17 protein-coding genes are annotated in these 18460 nt (G+C 38.8%); 3 read left to right on the forward strand and 14 right to left on the reverse strand.

Features of this window, described 5'->3' with window-relative positions; all coding sequences use genetic code 11:
* Positions 1-161: 161 nt before the first annotated feature.
* Genes trpS through rpe form a run of 3 tightly spaced genes read right to left on the reverse strand, consistent with a single transcriptional unit; the run spans position 162 to position 2547 of the window.
* The gene (gene trpS / locus I6F40_RS13640; protein ID WP_166378176.1) at positions 162-1166 is read right to left on the reverse strand and encodes a tryptophan--tRNA ligase; all 1005 of its coding nucleotides are present in this window, start codon (positions 1164-1166) and stop codon (positions 162-164) included.
* Positions 1167-1198: 32 nt separating this feature from the next.
* Positions 1199-1864: a phosphoglycolate phosphatase gene (locus I6F40_RS13645; RefSeq protein ID WP_166378178.1), complete on the reverse strand. Its 666-nt coding sequence runs from the start codon at positions 1862-1864 to the stop codon at positions 1199-1201.
* A complete protein-coding gene (rpe, locus tag I6F40_RS13650) occupies positions 1864-2547 on the reverse strand; it encodes a ribulose-phosphate 3-epimerase (protein WP_166378180.1) in 684 nt (227 codons plus the stop codon). The genes I6F40_RS13645 and rpe overlap by 1 nt, the downstream gene beginning before the upstream one ends.
* A 161-nt stretch (positions 2548-2708) precedes the next feature.
* Here rpe and I6F40_RS13655 point away from each other — a divergent pair, with 161 nt between their 5' ends.
* Positions 2709-3011 (forward strand): hypothetical protein, encoded by a 303-nt coding sequence (locus I6F40_RS13655; protein WP_166378182.1) that lies wholly within the window; start codon positions 2709-2711, stop codon positions 3009-3011.
* Positions 3012-3014: 3 nt separating this feature from the next.
* Positions 3015-3200, forward strand: a complete 186-nt coding sequence (locus I6F40_RS13660; RefSeq protein ID WP_081709141.1) for a DUF2970 domain-containing protein — start codon at positions 3015-3017, stop codon at positions 3198-3200.
* On the opposite strand, the gene I6F40_RS13665 is transcribed toward I6F40_RS13660, so the two are convergent.
* The 9 genes from I6F40_RS13665 to I6F40_RS13705 form a co-directional block, all read right to left on the reverse strand.
* Positions 3157-4014 (reverse strand): Dam family site-specific DNA-(adenine-N6)-methyltransferase, encoded by an 858-nt coding sequence (locus I6F40_RS13665; protein ID WP_166378184.1) that lies wholly within the window; start codon positions 4012-4014, stop codon positions 3157-3159. The genes I6F40_RS13660 and I6F40_RS13665 overlap by 44 nt on opposite strands.
* Before the next feature lie 53 nt (positions 4015-4067).
* The gene (locus I6F40_RS13670; RefSeq protein WP_166378186.1) at positions 4068-5420 is read right to left on the reverse strand and encodes an SPOR domain-containing protein; all 1353 of its coding nucleotides are present in this window, start codon (positions 5418-5420) and stop codon (positions 4068-4070) included.
* A complete protein-coding gene (aroB, locus tag I6F40_RS13675; protein ID WP_166378188.1) occupies positions 5421-6491 on the reverse strand; it encodes a 3-dehydroquinate synthase in 1071 nt (356 codons plus the stop codon). It lies immediately after the preceding gene.
* A gap of 27 nt (positions 6492-6518) precedes the next feature.
* Positions 6519-7037 (reverse strand): shikimate kinase AroK, encoded by a 519-nt coding sequence (gene aroK / locus I6F40_RS13680; RefSeq protein WP_004589350.1) that lies wholly within the window; start codon positions 7035-7037, stop codon positions 6519-6521.
* A 184-nt stretch (positions 7038-7221) separates the two neighbouring features.
* Entirely contained in the window at positions 7222-9321 is a 2100-nt protein-coding gene (locus I6F40_RS13685) for a type IV pilus secretin PilQ (RefSeq protein WP_166378190.1), read from the reverse strand.
* Positions 9308-9847: a pilus assembly protein PilP gene (locus I6F40_RS13690; RefSeq protein WP_166378192.1), complete on the reverse strand. Its 540-nt coding sequence runs from the start codon at positions 9845-9847 to the stop codon at positions 9308-9310. The genes I6F40_RS13685 and I6F40_RS13690 overlap by 14 nt, the downstream gene beginning before the upstream one ends.
* Positions 9844-10449, reverse strand: coding sequence for a type 4a pilus biogenesis protein PilO (locus I6F40_RS13695; RefSeq protein WP_166378194.1), 606 nt, complete (start codon positions 10447-10449; stop codon positions 9844-9846). Before I6F40_RS13695 ends, I6F40_RS13690 begins: the two co-directional genes overlap by 4 nt.
* On the reverse strand, positions 10439-11011 hold the full coding sequence (locus I6F40_RS13700; RefSeq protein WP_166378196.1) for a PilN domain-containing protein: 573 nt from the start codon (positions 11009-11011) through the stop codon (positions 10439-10441). The genes I6F40_RS13695 and I6F40_RS13700 overlap by 11 nt, the downstream gene beginning before the upstream one ends.
* On the reverse strand, positions 10999-12078 hold the full coding sequence (locus tag I6F40_RS13705; RefSeq protein ID WP_166378198.1) for a pilus assembly protein PilM: 1080 nt from the start codon (positions 12076-12078) through the stop codon (positions 10999-11001). The genes I6F40_RS13700 and I6F40_RS13705 overlap by 13 nt, the downstream gene beginning before the upstream one ends.
* 130 nt (positions 12079-12208) lie before the next feature.
* On the opposite strand from I6F40_RS13705, the gene I6F40_RS13710 reads away from it, so the two are divergent.
* Entirely contained in the window at positions 12209-14701 is a 2493-nt protein-coding gene (locus tag I6F40_RS13710) for a penicillin-binding protein 1A (protein WP_166378200.1), read from the forward strand.
* Positions 14702-14765: 64 nt separating this feature from the next.
* Here the strand turns inward: I6F40_RS13710 and metL are convergent, their stop codons facing one another.
* Both metL and metB read right to left on the reverse strand, forming a co-directional pair.
* The gene (metL, locus tag I6F40_RS13715; protein ID WP_166378202.1) at positions 14766-17111 is read right to left on the reverse strand and encodes a bifunctional aspartate kinase/homoserine dehydrogenase II; all 2346 of its coding nucleotides are present in this window, start codon (positions 17109-17111) and stop codon (positions 14766-14768) included.
* Between the two features lie 5 nt (positions 17112-17116).
* Positions 17117-18364, reverse strand: coding sequence for a cystathionine gamma-synthase (metB, locus tag I6F40_RS13720; protein WP_197193061.1), 1248 nt, complete (start codon positions 18362-18364; stop codon positions 17117-17119).
* Positions 18365-18460 lie beyond the last annotated feature (96 nt).

Raw genomic sequence — 18460 nt, forward strand, 5'->3', positions numbered from 1 at the left:
GAACGAGTGAAACGTTATATTCTTCCAGAAAAAAGAAAACGGCCCAAAAGTAGGACCGTTCGAATTTCAAAAACTCGGTACACCATTAAGTCAAAGCATGCTTAACTGAATGGTGTTAGCTTAGTAAAGCGGCATTTTTTGTGTTTAAATTTATATATAATTTAACCGCGAGGTATAAACCCAAGTGCGTCGTATACCGACTTCAGTGTCTTCTCAGCACGTACACTGGCTTTTTCAGCACCTGATTTCATTATGCTATTAAGTAGGTTTTGATCTTCTCTGATCTCTTTAAAACGTGCTTGAATTGGCTCTAACATACTTACTACTGCATCGGCAGTGTCTTTCTTCAAGTGACCATACATTTTGTCTTCATACTCTGGCACTAAGTCTTCAATTGAGCGCTTAGTTGCAACACTCAATAAAGTAAGCAAGTTTGATACGCCTGGTTTTTCTGTGCGATCAAAATAGATGCGCGCTTGCTCATCTGAATCTGTTACTGCTTTTTTAAGTTTTTTCTCAATCTTTTTAGGCTCGTCTAGCATCATTATAAAACCATTTGGGTTTTCGTCAGACTTAGACATTTTTTTAAGTGGATCTTGCAAGCTCATTACGCGAGCGCCAAACTCAGGAATGTACGGCTCTGGTAGCGTAAAAATGTCGCCATATACATTATTAAATCGTGTAGCAATATCGCGCGTTAATTCAAGATGTTGTTTTTGATCATCCCCTACTGGCACTTTATCTGCTTGATATAATAAAATATCAGCCGCTTGCAAAGCTGGATAAGCAAATAACCCCACATTAATATTATTGGCATGTGTTGCTGACTTATCTTTAAACTGCGTCATACGATTAAGCTCACCCATTTGCGCATAACAGTTTAAAACCCAACCAAGTTGAGCATGCTCAGGCACTTGAGATTGTACAAATAATGCAGATTTTTCCGGATTGATACCACATGCTGTATATAACGCAACTCCATCCAGTACGCGAGCGCGAAGTAATTCAGGGTCTTGGCGTACAGTAATCGCATGCAAATCTGCAAGCATAAAGTAGCTATCACATTCTTCCTGTAGCTTAACCCACTGGTTAATAGCGCCAACATAGTTGCCTATTGTCATACCACCGGTTGGCTGCATGCCACTTAATACTACTGGTTTACTCATGATTTTCCTTTATTTAGCTTAATTAATAATATTTAACGCTGCGTTAGAACAGGTATTATATCTAAGAAGTTATCACATAGGTACTGTGGATTATAACCCTCAAGGTTTTCACCTTGGTTATAGCCATAACTAAGTGCAATTACGTCTATATTAGCGGCTTTAGCTGCAAGTATATCGCTTTTAGAATCACCTATCATTATTGCTTTATTAGGCTCCGCATTAAGTTTTTTGCAAGCAAATAGCAATGGCTCTGACGATGGTTTTTTTGCCATGTCGTCACCGCATACAATCACATCAAAATGACTCGTTAGTGCCAGCTTATCAAGTAGTTTTTCTGTAAATATTCGAGACTTATTAGTGATTAGTGCTTTAGGCATACCACGAAGTGCTGCAAGCCCGGTTTCTACATGTTGGTACAAAACACTATACTCACCAACTTGTTGTTCATAGTGCTTATAAAACTGTAATATTGCTTTACTACTAAGTGACTCATCTAGATGTTCACTCACTTGCATATCGCCACTCAAAGCGCGTTTAACGAGGACTTCAACCCCATTACCGACCCAGCTTTCAACCAAGCGCTGGCTAACAATAGGGAAAGCAAGACTGCTCAAGGTTAAATTAATAGCAATATACAAGTCGTAAACGCTATCAACCAAGGTACCATCTAAATCAAATAAGGCGACATCGTACTTCATTACTTAACACTTCCAAGCTGTTTACGCATTTGATCAATCACAACTTTGTAATCTGGCTGATTAAAAATAGCAGAGCCAGCTACAAACATGTCAGCTCCAGCTTGTGCTGCTGCTGCAATGTTATCGACTTTAATACCACCATCAACCTCTAAGCGGATATCACGACCCGATTCAACGATTCGCTGTTTAGCTTGGCGTAGCTTTTCGAGGGTATGAGGAATAAAACTTTGCCCGCCAAACCCTGGGTTTACCGACATTAGTAAAATGGTATCGAGCTTATCAATAACATGGTCTAAATAACTTAGGCTTGTTGCAGGATTGAACACTAAGCCTGCTTTACAGCCATGATCTTTAATTAACTGTATTGTACGATCGACGTGCTCACTGGCTTCTGGATGAAAAGTAATAATTGATGCGCCAGCCTCTGCAAACAATGGAATAAGGCTATCTACAGGCTTAACCATTAAATGTACGTCAATAGGTGCTGTAATGCCGTAATCTCTTAGAGCTTTACACACCATAGGACCGATTGTGAGATTAGGTACATAGTGATTATCCATTACATCAAAGTGGACCACGTCAGCACCCGCTTCGAGAACTTTATCAACATCTTCGCCTAGTTTTGCAAAATCAGCGGACAATATAGAAGGGGCTATTAAATATTTTTGCTCTGGGTTAAACATGATTAACTCCATCAATAAATAGTGTATTGCGTTAATGTAACTTAATTGAAGATGTTACCCAAGTAATATGGCGTAATAGCCCCTATTTCAGGTAACTTTAAGTTTGATATTTAATCAATATTTGCTATGATTAAAAAAGTAACAAATTATTGGATTTCATCATGCGTGCTTTTAAAACTGGGATATTAATTGCGTCGGCAGTACTGCTTATCGGGGCGTTTAGCTTTGGTTCAAGCTCTGAGCAAGAATTAAGCTCAGTGGGTAATTGCCATAATACACAAGTGGTAAGTGCTCAAAACACATTAACTACAATCACGTGTATTAAAGCTGAAGAAGAGTCATCGTGGTTTTCGTGGTTAACTGGCGATAGCCGTAGTGCTCAGTTTCATTACCTCGATTTACTAGAGCTACTTACTAGCCCTGATGATTCTAAAAACACTCCATCTTTAAAACCTTTATTTTAAATAATGCTGCAATTTTTTAGTGCGTTGCAAAGTGTGCTAGCAGCATTTTTTGGTGTTCAGTCTGAAAATAAACGCCAAGTCGATTTTAAACAACACTCCCCTATCTCTATCATTCTAATTGCAATTGTACTATTTATTGCTTTTGTTATCGCAATTTACGCAGTGGTTGCTTGGGTGCTAAATACATAGCCATCAACTCATCAACTTTATTTCTAGAGCCGCCTTTGGGGCTAATAGTGCGCTTTACTTGAATTTGGTCAAGTGATGCTTGGCTATAAATCTTTCGGGTCCACACAGTATCGTGGTTTGAAATAAGAACAGGTGTGTTATTTTCAAATGCAGCCTTCTCAGCCAGATTAGCCAAATTAGCCTGATCATCTAAATTAAACCCCCCTTTAGCGTAAGACGTAAAAGAAGCGGTTTTACTTAATGGTACATAAGGTGGGTCGCAATAAATAACTGCATTGTTAGGCACTAATTTAAAAACGTCATCGTAATCTAAACAGGTGAAGGTTGCTTTTTGTGCTTTTTCAGCAAAAAAATACATTTCTTTTTCAGGAAAGTAAGGCTTTTTATATTTACCAAAAGGCACATTAAAAATACCTTTTAAATTATACCTACAGAGTCCGTTGTAACCATGGCGGTTCATGTATAAAAACAATATTGAACGTTCATATACATCACGACTTTGATTAAACTGCACACGATATTCGTAATACGCATCTGCGTGATTATTAAAATCTACAAATAACTTTTTAGCGTCACTAATCAGCTCATCTGGAGAGCTTTTTAGCTCTTTGTATAAGTTAATTAAGTCTGCATTTATATCGTTGAGAATATAGTGTTTAAAGTCACTATTTAAAAACACAGAGCCTGCACCAACAAAAGGTTCAACCAACGTATCAGCATGCTTGCTAGCTTGATTTAATCGCGCATTAATATTTTCAACTAGGCTGTATTTTCCGCCGGCCCATTTAAGGAAGGCTCTACTCTTTTGCTGCATTGGCTCTTTACTTCAATCTGGTGTTGCGCGATTTTACACTAAAGCAGTGTGTTTTACTGATCAACGAGTGCTATTTCTTGCTTTATTTTACTAATTTTTTTATAGAAAGGTTTATTTTTTTTAACCTCAGCAGATAAAGTATCCATTGCTGATTTTGCTTCGTTTATACTTTCAAAGCTGCCAAATGTAACAACCCACCATATTTTATTATTTCGCTTTGTTTGGTAAGTATGAGTTTGCTGTTGTAGATTAAATTGAGCAATAAAATTATCACTAACTTCCTGCTGAGTTACGGCTAATAATTGAATAACACTATTTGTATCTGTTTGCTGCATGTACCATATATTATCTTGGCTAATCTGAGTTTGCTCTGCTGTATCTACTTTCTTTACTTTTAGAGCTTTAGATTTAACATAACTTGATACACCGTTTTTGTTTTTAGCGCTATCATCAATATCATTGTCTAGTACGCTAACGGTGTTGGCAGATTCGGTAAGGCTTTGCATGATCGCAGGTACGTCGTTAGTGTGCTCGCGCCCTGGCTTAATATCTGGCTCAACTACTTCAGGTTTATTTAAGCCAATTATTGAATCACTTTGCTTTATAACCGGATCATTTACTTGCTCTACAGATATTGCTGTATTTACTATTTTTGCCTCTTCTTGCTGATAATACTGTTGCCACCACTGCGTCATATCCGACTTATAAAGCAGACCAATAATTAAAAGCATAATCAGCAACATTAAAATTAACAAATGCAACCGCCAAGACACTTTGTCTTTAACGATAATATCGGCTACATGCTCACTAGGTTGCCAAGCAAGCAGTAAACTGGGATTACCGTGGGCCTCAGCTAAAAAAGTGCTAAATACAGGGTCCTCGTCATAAGGTAAATCTGTAAAGTACCACTGTAATAACATCTTGCTTTCTCGAAGCGTTAGCGGTTCCAAGTAAATTTCAACAGCGTTATTTAAAGCTAATTTAGACTGTGAAGCTATTATAATATATAGCGTATTTGGGCTGTTTTTTGAAAGCAACTCAAGCTCAATTAACATCTCTTCAGATAATTGCCTACCACCATCAAGTACCCATAAACAAGGTCCGCATGGCTGTTTATCAAGCAGTTGATAATAATTTTCAGGTAAACTTAAGTTATGGTCAATCAGGGGGGAGTTAAAGCTTTGCTCTAATAAGTCACTCATTAGCTGAGCGTCGCTCATTTTTGCACTGACTTGTACAAATGCTTTATTAAAGTCGTTATATTTATCTGTTATGAAGGTTTCGAGCATATAGCTTTTACCTAGCCCAGAAGTGCCAAGTAAAACAATTAAGTTTTGCCCGTACTCAAATTGCAGTGCGATTCTATCCACCAAAGCCGCACGGCTTGGTAAAATTTGTGACTGCATTTATTGCTCGATTAAGTCTCTAACTTGGTCATCAGATACATCATCAACTAACGCACACTGACCAAATTGGGTAGGTAGAATAAAGCGGATAGTCCCTTTTTTATTCTTTTTGTCTTTACGCATATGCGTTAAAAACTGCTCGCTTGTCATTTGCTTTGGAGTTTCTGTTGGTAAATTATACAGCTCAAGCAGCTTGATAATTCGCTCAACTTCATCTGCACTTAAATCTTGGCGTGTTTTCGCAAGTTTAGCTGCTAATACCATTCCTGTTGCAACAGCTTCGCCATGCAACCAAACGCCATACCCCATCTGCGCCTCAATTGCATGGGCAAATGTATGGCCTAAGTTTAACAAAGCTCGTAAGCCATGTTCTTTTTCATCTTGAGCAACTATAAGCGCTTTTATTTCACAACACCTAAAAATAATATGCTGTAAGCATGCTTCATCTAGTTGCTGCAAATTAGCTACATTTCGCTCTAAATATGCAAATAATTCGGTATCGTAAATCAAACCATACTTAATTACCTCAGCCATACCTGCTGCAAACTCTCGTGCAGGTAGAGTGTGTAATGTTTGCGTATCAATAAAAACCGCTTGAGGCTGATAAAATGCCCCTATCATATTTTTACCTAACGGATGATTTACTGCCGTTTTTCCACCTACCGATGAATCAACCTGTGAAAGCACTGTCGTTGGTATTTGAATAAACGGTACGCCGCGCTGATAACAAGCCGCTACAAAACCAGTTAGGTCTCCTACAACACCGCCACCTAACGCAATTAAACACGTATCTCGGCCACAGTTATTTTGTAGTAAAAATGCTGATATGTTTTCAAACCATTCAAGTGATTTATATTGTTCACCGTCAGGAATAATAAAAGATAGCGGATTTAGATCAGCTAATGAAACAAGTAACCTTTGCAAATATAAAGGCGCTATTGTGTCATTAGTAATGATGATAGGCCGACAATCACCAATGTGGTGAACCAGGCGGCCATTATCTTGAAGTGCAGATTGCCCAATATAAATAGGATAACTTCGCTCGTCCAAATTAACAGTTAATTTAAGCATGCTTGGCTATTCCTTTATTATTGGTTTTTAAAAATCTAATTTCTCGATGATTTGGTTAGCAACAACTTTAGCGCTTTGCTCATCGGTACGTACAACAAAATCAGCAACTTCTTTGTATAGTGGCTCGCGTTCTTCTGCTAAGCGCTCTAGTACGTTACGAGGTGCTTCTTCAGTTTGCAGTAATGGGCGACGCTTGTCGCGTTGCGTGCGTGCAACTTGCTTCTCTATAGGTGTCTCTAGGTATACAACGATACCTCGAGCCGAAAGCTTGTTTCGAACTTCTTTGCTCATTACTGAACCACCACCGGTAGCAAGTACAATACCTTGCATTTCGGTTAAATCGCCAATAACAGACTCTTCTCGAAGTCTAAAGCCTTCTTCACCTTCAAGATCGAATACCCATGCAATATCTGCACCTGTGCGGCGTTCGATTTCTTGATCAGAATCAACAAATTCAAGGTGTAATTGGTCAGCGATGTGACGACCAATTGTGCTTTTGCCAGCCCCCATGGGGCCAACTAAAAATATATTACGTTTCTCAGCCATATCTTTTAGTACAAACAAACTCTAAAATTTGAAATAAAACCCCGCCTAACGACCTGGCCCCAAAATTAAGGAGGGGATTATCTCAGTAATTGCAGGGGCATTTCAAGTCAATTAGCATAAAAAGCCATATAACGAGCAATTAATCTAAATAATCACCCGTTGGTTAACATAAAACCACTGTATTTTAATCAATTTGTATTTTTGGTGTCACAAAAATAAGTAATTCACGTTTTTCATTAAACTCACTTGTGGTTTTAAATAACCTTCCTACGTAAGGAATGTCACCTAAAATTGGCACTTTACTTGTAGTATTAATGATCTGTTGCTGGAAAATACCACCGAGTACTACTGTTTGTCCATTCTCAACTAGCACTTGAGTTTGAATCTCTTGGGTATCTATAGACACCGCTTCACCTGTTCCCGTTTGTACAGTATCACCACGTGTATCTTGAGTAATAATTAAGTCTAGAATTACTTTATTATCAGGTGTGATATGAGGTGTTACCTCTAAGCTTAGTACCGCTTTTTTAAAGCTTACAGTAGTAGCACCACTTGAAGCTGACTCAGTGTAAGGGATTTCAGTGCCTTGCTCTATTCGCGCTTTTTGCTGATTGGCCGCTATGATACGCGGGCTAGCAATAATTTCACCTTTGTTCTCTTTTTCAAGCGCACTTAACTCTAAATCAATTAATGTACCGTTGGCCAGCTTTGCTATATGCAAACCAATACTCGCCGCAGGATTTGATGTAGGTAGATTTACGTTTAACCGATCTGAAATACTTGGCGCATTTGAAGTTGATGTCGCGTTATAAATACCTTCTGCACCTTCAAGTGAGCCTGAAATGCCAATACTACTACCTTGATCACTAAAGCCCCAACGTACGCCCAAGTCTTCAGTAACATTATCGCGCACAGTTACCATTCGAGATTCGATTACAACCTGCTGTACTGGAATATCGAGCGTTTCTATCATCCGGCGAATGTTTTCTATACTCTTTACAGTATCTTTTACCAATAAAGTATTTGTACGCTGATCAACCGACACACTACCACGGGCAGTTATAATACTGTTTGTATCTGTTTTTAATAAGTCAGCAAAATTTTCGGCTTTAGCATAGTTTAATCGAATGTATTCACTATAGAGTGGCTCTAAGTCTTCAACTTGCTGTTTCGCTTTTAAATCTTTGGCTTCACGTGCTGCGAGCTCTTCTGCAGGCGCTACCATTAAAATAGAGCCATCCATTCGCTTATCTAGACCTTTAATACGCAGTACTACGTCGAGCGCTTGATCCCATGGTACGCCATCTAAACGCAGTGTTATATTACCTGTTACTGAATCACTGGTTACTAAGTTAAAGTCATTATAGCCTGCAATAATTTGCAGAGCTGCACGAACAGAGATATCTTGAAAATTTAAGGTCATAGGGCGACCTTGATACTCAATCCCACCATCTAAGTATGCGTTTTGTGTTTCATCTTTTTCTACTACTAGCGTTAAAATATTATCTATTTGCTGATACGTAAATGTAAACTGGGCATTTGGTTCAATAACTACGCGACTTAATCCATCTTCTTTAAAAGTCTCGATATTACTTACAACAGTACCAAAATCTAATACATCCAATTCATAAAGTAGATCATCTAAAATATCGGTATGATGAAAGTCAGCATAAATTTTCCCGCCGCTTTCGTGCACTTCTATCGCGGCTTGAGTATCTTGTAGGAACACGAGTACTTTCGCTTCGCCCTTTTCGCCACGTCTAAAATCAATTGACTGGATTCGATTGATGTAATTTCCGCTTGCATCACCTGAGTCCGTCACTACATTTTCAGATTCTGTAAATGGGTTATCAGATACGCGTATAGATACTAAGTTGTTGCGAACCTCAGTTTCATAAATTTTTAATCTATCTAAGTTTACCGTTACTTTTAAACCGCTATCAGTTAAAACGTTAGTAACATTACTAATCCCTGCTTGATTAACTGCAACATCATTTAAACCAACCTCTAACTCTGCGGTATCGAAAAACATTTCAATTCTAGCTGGACTATTGAACACCTGAACTTTTGGCTCAAGGGTTAACTCTTCATCAAAAACAAGTTGTAACTCAGTTTCACCTTTAAGTAATGGGTTATAACGAACATCATAAAGTAGCGGTCCTGCAACAGCTGTATTTATAGTGATTAAAGCAACAGCAGCTAATAATGTTCGTGACATATAATGGAGCCAAAGTACATCCTTATGCATCCTATTTTTACCTTTTTTATTATTAATTTGCGCCATTTTTTGCCGCCTCTAACATTTCTAATTTAGTCAGGCGCTCTTTCCAACAGCCAGACCCATCAGGAATTAATTCCACTAACTCTATATAGTCGTTACTTACTGTTTTTACTTTGCCATCATAACTACCAAGGTAATTTCCTACAGTTACGCGATGCAAAGTGTCATCTGCCGCTGTTATTAATGCCCATATTTGTCCACTAGAACCAATTGTGCCTTTCATTGCTAAGTTATCTAGCGGGTATTTTTCTAACGGTTCGCGGCGACGCTCTTGATCTGGGTGCAAACAGTTTTTTACTTGCGTTAATTTATTTTGGATTATCTCAGGCTGAGGTGCTACAAACGGACTACGTAGCTGGCCAGCGCTATACTCAAATATTTCAAACTTTGTCAGCTCAGGAATTGATTCAACTTTTGGTGTTGTGCTTGCTTTTACCTGATCAATAAATTCTTTTTGCTCAGACGTATCATCATTACAACCACCCAAAAAAAACATCATTGCGATAGGCATTATGCGAAGGAGTTTCATTTTTTCACTCCCTCTTCATAACGATATGTCTTTGCAACAACACTGAATGTTAACTGTTTATCGCCTGATGATAAAATAGAAAAGTCATGTAAGCTTACAATTCGTGGTAACTGAGCTACTTTACCTACAAACTCACCAAATTCATGATAAGTACCTATTACTTCAATTTTAATCGGCAGTTCGGTATAAAATTCTTTCTCAACTTCTGGCAACCAACCTATTTTTAAAAAAGTCAGGCCACTTGTTGTACCAACATATGACAAATCATCAAGTAAACCAGGGGTTTCGTTAGAGGTAGGTAAACGTTTTAATAGCTGTGAAAACGTCTCTTCCATTTCAACCATTTGTTGACGATAGATTTCAAGCTTGCTTGCTACTGCATACTTAGTACGATAAGTAGTGCGTAACTCAACTTCTTTCTCGACTGCACCATGGTAACTGTCAATTTCATCAGAAACTAACAGGCTATAACTGAAAAATAATACAAGCCCGGCAACAAACGCACAGCAAATTGCTTTAACGACAATTGGCCAATCGCCAATATTATCTAGCTCTATTTCATTCCAATCAATTTCACTCAGTGCTTTAAAATCAAGGCTCATTGCTAATCTCACCAATTTTATCAAATGGTTTTACATAAAACTCCATATTAAAGTCACTAAGCAAGCGCGAAGATTGATCGCCTGCAACAATCCCCTGCATTGAAGGATTTTCTAGTAAATATGAGCTTTGTACTTCGCGTAGCATTGTCGATAAACGATTATTCGATTCACTACGCCCCAGCACATGTATTTGACTGCCTCTGCGCTCTAATTTTGTTAAATAAACACCACCTGGCACTATTTTGGCTACTTCATCCATTATTTGTGTACCAAGGTTGCGGCTGCTTTGTAATTCTTCAATGAGTCTCATACGTTGCTGTAAGCTTTCTTTTCTTCTATCCAAGCCCCTTATCTCACTTATCTTTTTATCTAACATGCTAATTTCTGAGCTTAAATAGTTATTTTTTAAGTTTTGGCCGTCTTTTAAAGCACCATAAAACGAGCTCAACAAGTACATACTTGCTAAACAAACCATAACGACACCAATGAGTATGGTCACAAATTTCTTTTTGGACTCTTCGCGTTGTAATTCACGCCAAGGTAGTAAATTTATATGTGGCATGTTGAAAAGCTCCTCAATGCCAACCCGGTCGCAATTGCAAATTGCGTTTTATGACGCTGCATTACGTTGCGATCTACTTTAGGGGAGATTTCCATATTCTCAAAAGGTTCAGCAACAACAGAGTGAATACCGAGTTCTTCAATGAGTAATCGGTCAATGCCTTTTATCATCGATGTACCACCTGTTAATACAATATAGTCGATTTGCTCTTTACCACTGGTTGTTAAAAACATTTGCACTGCACGTCGCACTTGTTGAAGTAACGAAGTTTGAAAAGGGGCTAATACTTCAAAGGTGTAGTTTGGCGGTAAATCACCTGACGTTTTACCAATTTCCGCTTCATCAAAACCTTTATTATAGTAAGCGACAATACTATTTGTATATTGATCGCCACCAAAAACCTGGTCTCGGGTATAAATGGTTTCCCCAGCTTGAACAACGCTCACAAGCATTAAAACTGCACCAATATCAACCACAGCCACACATTTATTAAATGCGTCGCTAGGTAATTGTTGATAGTAAACATCCATAGCACGACTTAATGCGTAACTTTCTACATCAACTATTTTAGCTTCTAAATTAGCGGTCTCTAAAGCGCCTACACGCGCTTCGACACTTTCAGTACGAGCAGCAGAAAGTAAAACATTCATTTTACTAGGATCGGCCTCATTAGTTGAAAGCTTCTCAAAGTCGAGGCTCACTTCATCGAGGGGGTATGGAATTAAACTATCGGCTTCAATTTCAATTTGCGATTCAAGTTCAGCATCAGTTAACGATACATCCATGAAGATTACTTTGGTGATGACTGTTTGGCCAGAAACAGCTACTGCGGCAGATTTCAATGACTTTGGTAGTTTTTTTCTTAATTTTGAAATTACGTTACCTATCGCTTCAATATCTTGAATTGTGCGCTCACTCATTGCACCTTTTGGCATCGGCTCAATTGCAAGTGCTTCGAGCCGAAATCCTGTTTCAATTTCACGTAAAAGCACAGCTTTAATAGAGTGCGATCCAATATCAATTCCTACCATCATTGGGGACGGTTTTTGAAATAGTTGACTTAGCATGTTTCAACATGGCCTTTGTTTTAATAATAAACAAGTTATAATTTTTATATGAAAAAATATTATTCATTTTTTAATCAATATATACTAGCAGTCAAAACTCGCAATTGGGAGTCCATTTAGGGAAATATAAGTGATTTTATTAAAACGAACTTTACAATTTTTTATCATTTGTGTGTTAATTGGTCTGATTACTTTGGTCAGTCTTTATTATTACGTTAAACCTGATATCCCCAGTGTGCAAGTTTTAAAAGACGTGCAATTACAAACCCCTATGCAAGTATTTACTAAAGATGGGCTTTTGATCAATCAATTCGGTGAAAAACGCCGTATTCCAGTGACTATTGATGAAATTCCTCAAATGCTCATCAATGCATTTTTAGCGACGGAAGATAATCGATTTTACGATCATATTGGCATAGATCCTATAGGTATTGTACGCTCAGCCCTTGTTCTAATATCTACCGGCGAGAAAAAGCAAGGCGCAAGTACTATTACTATGCAGCTCGCTCGTAATTTCTTTTTGACACGCGAAAAAGCATATATTCGTAAAGTTAAAGAAATATTTATAGCGCTTCATATTGAAGGAGTGTTAACAAAAGACGAAATTTTAGAGCTTTATCTTAATAAAATAGAATTAGGTAATCGTGCTTTCGGTATTGGTGCAGCAGCGCAAGTTTATTACGGTAAAGAGCTAAAAGATTTAACACTTGCACAAATGGCGATGATTGCAGGTTTACCTAAAGCACCTTCAGCTTTAAACCCAATTCGTAACCCAACGCGTGCAAAAGCACGCCGAAATGTAGTTTTAGGCCGCTTACTGACCGAAGACTATATAACACAAGAGCAATATAACGAAGCAACTAGCCAACCTATTACAGCTTATTTTCACGGTGCAGAAATAAACTTATACGCACCGTATATCTCTGAAATGGTGCGTGCCGAAATGGTTTCGCGGTATGGGGTAGATAAAGCTTACAACTCTGGTTTTAAAATTTTTACCTCAGTAGAGTCAAAGGTTCAAAAAGCAGCGCAAAACGCACTTGTAAATAACTTACACAGTTACGATATGCGTCATGGTTTTAGAGGTCCAACTGATGTTTTATGGAATCCTGAAACACAACCAGCTTTAACTGAGCAACAAATACTCAATAAATTACAGAGCGTAAATGAGTTAGGCACTTTAAAAGTTGCAGCAGTACTCAGTGTTAATAATAAAACAGCTACAGTACTACTTAAAAACGGTGAGCAAACAACTCTCAGTTGGGATAGTTTAAAATGGGCGCGTAAGTATATTACTCGCTACCGCCAAAGCTTTGCTCCAAAAGCAGCTACTGATATTTTAACGCCAGGTATGCAAATATGGGTACGTCAAAACGAAGATAACAGCTACTTATTAAGCCAAATACCAGAAGCATCAAGCGCTATTGTATCCCTCGATCCACAAGACGGTAGAATAAAAGCTATTGTAGGGGGTTACAGCTTTGAGCAAAGTCAATACAACCGAGCGATACAAGCTAAGCGTCAAGTGGGTTCTAATATAAAACCTTTTATATATTCGGCAGCACTTGAAAAAGGTTACACGCTTGCGTCTATATTAAATGATGCACCTATAAACCAATGGGATAAGAGCCAAGGCGTAGCATGGCGTCCTAAAAACAGCCCTGCTGTTTACAACGGTCCTATTCGAATTCGCCGTGCTTTAGCACAGTCTAAAAACGTTATTTCGGTGCGCTTACTACGTGGTGTTGGATTGCAACGTACAGCTGATCACTTACTAAAATTTGGTTTTAAAGACGCTGACATTAATCGCAGTGAATCATTAGCACTTGGTAGTGCTTCCATTACTCCTCTTGAACTTGCAAGAGGCATGAGTACATTTGCCAATGGCGGTCATTTAATTGAACCTTACTTTATCTCAGAAATTCAAGACGCTTACGGCAATGTATTGTTTAAAGCAAACCCTGCTCTTGCCTGTGACGAAGAGCCTTTGCCAACACATAATGCACTCTCAATGCATAATAGTGATGATGAAATGGAGCAAACGAAAAAATGTGCGCCAAGAATTATTTCTAAGCAAAATGCATTTTTAATTGCTGATGCTATGAATAGTGCAATCTGGGGGGGTGGTAGCTGGGCTCATAAAACAGGTTGGAGTGGAACCGCTTGGCGAGCACAAGCGCTAGATCGTCGCGATATTTCGGGTAAAACAGGCACAACTAATGACTCAGTAGATACCTGGTTTAGCGGTTTTAATAGTAATGTGATGACCTCAGTTTGGGTTGGCTTTGATAATCCGGGCAACGCTCTTGGTCGCTCTACATATAATAACAACCTAGATAGCAGTCAAATATCAGGTGCGGAATCTGGCGCTAAAACCGCGCAGCCAGCATGGGTTGAATTTATGAAAGCAGCACTTGAAGGCAAGCCTGAAGCCCCAATTGAGCCGCCTGAGGGACTTGTTTCTATTCGTATTGATTTAGCTACTGGTTTATTAAGCCATAAAAATGACTACACGAGTCGATTTGAATATTTTGAAAAAGGCACCGCACCTACAAAGTATGTGCTATCTCAGCCTAGCGATATATTTGAAGAAGACACTAAAACAGAAGAAGAGCTATTTTAGTAATATGTATGTAATACAAAAACGGCAGCTTATTTAAGCTGCCGTTTTTGTTTAAACCAAAGGTTTATTTTAAGTTTTGAACAAGCCAATATAAATCAGAGTGCACACCCGCAGCGGTCACTTCCCTACCCGCCCCAGGTCCTTGAATCACTAATGCATTATCGCTATACCATTTGCTATTAATTACAAAAATATTATCGCCAGGTGTAAGGTTTGCTAACGCATCGCCATTAGGCACATACGCTATTCCCACTTTAGCAATTACTTCACCTTGTGTGATTTCTAACAAGCCCGTATATCTAAGTACTGAATTTTTAGACTTTGCTGTCACTGCATGCTCTTCGATGAACGCGTCTAGCTGTGCTTTTTTATTTAAAAAGTCATCCCAACTTCCCAGCGCAAGCTCATCTGGCATCAATGCCGATAAGCTAATATCGTCAAGTTCAAGCTCAACACCTAGCTCTCGGGCTAAAATAAGTAGCTTACGCTGCATATCTCGCCCAGATAAATCTTCGCGAGGGTCTGGCTCTGTGAATCCCATTTTCTGAGCTTCCAGTAGCAACTCAGAAAATGGCCTTGTTCCATCATATTTACTGCATAGCCACGAAAGCGTGCCTGAGAAAACACCTTCTATACGTGTTATTTTATCGCCACTATTTTGCAAATCAGCCAAAGCAAAGTTAATAGGTAAGCCAGCGCCTACACTGGTGTTATATCGCCAATGTAAATTACGTTCTGTAATATTACTACGAAGTGCTTTATACCAAGTAGTCGGTGCTGTTCCAGCGTATTTATTAGCACTAATCAAATGACAGTTTCTATCTACAAAGTCTGGATATAACAAGCTAAATTGTTCACTTGCGGTAATATCAATTACAATTTTATGCTCGTAATCGAGCTCATTTATAGCATTCAGTAAATCTGCAGATTGATAGCTATTTGCCTCATGCTGCCATTGAGTTTTCCATTGCTGTGTATTAATACCACTTGCATTAAACAGCATTTTTTTAGAGCGAATTAGACCGACTAATTTAATACTAAAGTCATCCGATAAACGCTCAAATTGTGCCGATAACTGTTTAATGAAAACGTCGCCAACGTTACCAAGCCCCGCAACTATAATTGCGATTTCTTGGCCTTTATTAATTAGCTTATCGTGTAAGTCACTTTGTATATCACTATCTATAAATTGATCGGTAAGCAATAAAGCATAGCCAGTATCTTGATGGACAAAACGAGGTTTTATGCTGTGGAGTTTTAATAAATCTAATGCTTGTAAGCTTAATGTATTAACGTCTTGCTCAGGCGCTACAATTGCACAACCGTTTAAATTTGACTCGCTAATATTTGCCCTACCCGCAAAATAATTAATAACCAGATAAGTTTGTGCTGCAGGTACTACTAAATACACTTCACCATTATGGTTAAAGTGATGAAGGCTATGCTGAATAAGCTGACTAACACTTGCAACCTCACCTTCACTTAATCCTTCAACCATTAATAGGTCAACATTTTGCAACGTGGTTATAAAGCGCTTTTTCTTCGCTGAACCTTCTTTTACTATATCTGTTGGACTTGCTTGTACGTCAAAACTACTGCGAACAGCTAGCTTAATATCTGTGTTTTTAAGAGGCGATAGTGTTTTTGCATGTAATACAGGGTTACCCAAACGAGCTAATAAATTAGCCTGCCCACGGCAAATTTTGCCGTATTTAATCGCTTTTTGTACCTTGCGAGGATCAGTGCTATACACCCCCTGTGTATCAGTCCAAATACATACTTGCTTAGCATTGCAATAATTTGCAAGTAGTGTTGCACTGTAGTCACTCCCATTTCGGCCAAGTGTTACAGTCTCGCCTTTGATATCTGCGGCAATAAACCCAGTAACAACATTTATTTTATCAGGAAAAATTAACTGCCCACATTGCTGCGTATTTTGTGCATGCATTAATTCACCATTATTTAAGGTAAAAAGAGTGCGAGCATCTTGAGCGCATGCCTCAATATTTAGCTGCTGTAAATAAGTAGCGAGTAAACGTGCTGACCACAGTTCGCCATGTGCAAGTAATGCAGCCTCTTTTAGCTGCTCAGCTTGAGCAAGTTCTGCAATATAGCTAAGTTCGATACTTAGTGTTTTAAGTGCACTTCGTTTTAAATCGGCTTCTAATAGCTGCTCTATTAAATCACTTTGATGGTTATTTAACTGCAGTAAAATATCAGCGACAGCTTGCGTGTCTTGCTGCTGATAACTTTGCCACAACGACACAAGTGTATCTGTAGTTTTACCTGCAGCAGACACCACAACACAGTCGCCCGTCTGAGTATGCCCAATAATTATTTTAGCTACGCTTTGATAGCGCTCACTAGAGCTTAAGCTTGAACCACCAAATTTATGTACACAATTGACCATATTAATCACCAAAGCGCCGGACGGGCTGCACTTAATTTAACGTTACCACCAGGAGTGCCTGCTCCTTTGCCTACACGGCCAACATTTTTATTTTTCCCTGGTTTTACAAGTTCAAACACTCGTTCAAAATCAGCGACTAAATCGTGTATATCTTCAATACCTACCGAAATACGAATAAGCGTATCGCCCACACCCGCCTCTAAACGTGCTGTTGCCTCCATACCTGCGTGCGTCATAGTTGCAGGGTGACAAATTAAGCTCTCTACGCCACCTAATGACTCAGCTAAACTAAACGTTTTAAGGCTAGTTAAAAATGCCGCAGCGTCGTTTATATCGCCTTTAATATCAAAACTAACCATGCCACCAAAACCAAGTTGCTGTGCTTTAGCCAGCTCATGTTGAGGATGTGACTCAAGACCTGGGTAGTAAACTTGGCTTACATATTCAGAGCTTTCAAGGTACTTAGCTATTGCCAGTGCATTTTCTTGATGCTGCCTTAGGCGCACATTTAAAGTACGTAAACCACGAAGCGTTAAATAGCTATCAAAAGGCGCACCCGTAATACCAATGTTATTAGCCCACCAAGCAAGCTCATCGCCTAACTCTTGTGTTGCGGCAATAACAGCGCCGCCTACTACATCTGAGTGTCCGTTAATGTATTTAGTGGTTGAATGCACCACAATATCTACACCAAATTTAATAGGGTTTTGTAAAGCCGGCGACAAAAACGTGTTATCTGCGGCAACCAAAGCTCCGCATTGCTTAGCCACATCGGTAACCGCTTTAATATCTGTTAAACGAAGTACTGGGTTACTTGGGGTTTCTATCCAAATAAGCTTAGGTTTAATTACTAAAATTTGTTGAAGGCTTTCTTCTTTTGTTAAATCTAATATTTCGAGCTTTAGTAGCCCGCGTTTTTGTAAAGATGTAAATAAACGATAGCTGCCACCATAACAATCATGCGGAATTACTAACGTATCGTCACTATTAAGTAGCTGAGTAGCTAAATGCACGGCAGCCATGCCTGTAGCTGAAATTATGCCACGAGCGCCACCTTCAAGCTTAGCAAGCGTCTCAGCTAAAATATCACGATTAGGATTACCGCTACGACCATAATCATACTCACGCTTAGTATCAAAGTCGGCAAACGAATAAGTAGTCGATAAATAAATTGGCGGTACCACCGCACCATGATGTTTATCAGCATCAACGCCGTTACGTACAGCAATGGTCGCTTTGTTTTTTTCGCTCATATTCGTCACCTGATTAATTTGGATGTTTAGACGTCTAAAAGAGTAAGTTATCCGTTTTGATAAGTCAAAGTATTTTAAAGCTCTAGATGGCTAAAA

Source organism: Pseudoalteromonas sp. SWXJ133 (genome assembly GCF_015864365.1).
GTDB classification, from domain to species: domain Bacteria; phylum Pseudomonadota; class Gammaproteobacteria; order Enterobacterales; family Alteromonadaceae; genus Pseudoalteromonas; species Pseudoalteromonas arctica.

Excerpts from the sequence above, each read along its gene's own strand:
- trpS (WP_166378176.1), bottom strand. The coding sequence starts at position 1,166 with ATGAGTAAACCAGTAGTATTAAGTGGCATGCAGCCAACCGGTGGTATG.
- I6F40_RS13645 (WP_166378178.1), bottom strand. The coding sequence starts at position 1,864 with ATGAAGTACGATGTCGCCTTATTTGATTTAGATGGTACCTTGGTTGAT.
- rpe (WP_166378180.1), bottom strand. The coding sequence starts at position 2,547 with ATGTTTAACCCAGAGCAAAAATATTTAATAGCCCCTTCTATATTGTCC.
- I6F40_RS13655 (WP_166378182.1), top strand. The coding sequence starts at position 2,709 with ATGCGTGCTTTTAAAACTGGGATATTAATTGCGTCGGCAGTACTGCTT.
- I6F40_RS13660 (WP_081709141.1), top strand. The coding sequence starts at position 3,015 with ATGCTGCAATTTTTTAGTGCGTTGCAAAGTGTGCTAGCAGCATTTTTT.
- I6F40_RS13665 (WP_166378184.1), bottom strand. The coding sequence starts at position 4,014 with ATGCAGCAAAAGAGTAGAGCCTTCCTTAAATGGGCCGGCGGAAAATAC.
- I6F40_RS13670 (WP_166378186.1), bottom strand. The coding sequence starts at position 5,420 with ATGCAGTCACAAATTTTACCAAGCCGTGCGGCTTTGGTGGATAGAATC.
- aroB (WP_166378188.1), bottom strand. The coding sequence starts at position 6,491 with ATGCTTAAATTAACTGTTAATTTGGACGAGCGAAGTTATCCTATTTAT.
- aroK (WP_004589350.1), bottom strand. The coding sequence starts at position 7,037 with ATGGCTGAGAAACGTAATATATTTTTAGTTGGCCCCATGGGGGCTGGC.
- I6F40_RS13685 (WP_166378190.1), bottom strand. The coding sequence starts at position 9,321 with ATGGCGCAAATTAATAATAAAAAAGGTAAAAATAGGATGCATAAGGAT.
- I6F40_RS13690 (WP_166378192.1), bottom strand. The coding sequence starts at position 9,847 with ATGAAACTCCTTCGCATAATGCCTATCGCAATGATGTTTTTTTTGGGT.
- I6F40_RS13695 (WP_166378194.1), bottom strand. The coding sequence starts at position 10,449 with ATGAGCCTTGATTTTAAAGCACTGAGTGAAATTGATTGGAATGAAATA.
- I6F40_RS13700 (WP_166378196.1), bottom strand. The coding sequence starts at position 11,011 with ATGCCACATATAAATTTACTACCTTGGCGTGAATTACAACGCGAAGAG.
- I6F40_RS13705 (WP_166378198.1), bottom strand. The coding sequence starts at position 12,078 with ATGCTAAGTCAACTATTTCAAAAACCGTCCCCAATGATGGTAGGAATT.
- metL (WP_166378202.1), bottom strand. The coding sequence starts at position 17,111 with ATGGTCAATTGTGTACATAAATTTGGTGGTTCAAGCTTAAGCTCTAGT.
- metB (WP_197193061.1), bottom strand. The coding sequence starts at position 18,364 with ATGAGCGAAAAAAACAAAGCGACCATTGCTGTACGTAACGGCGTTGAT.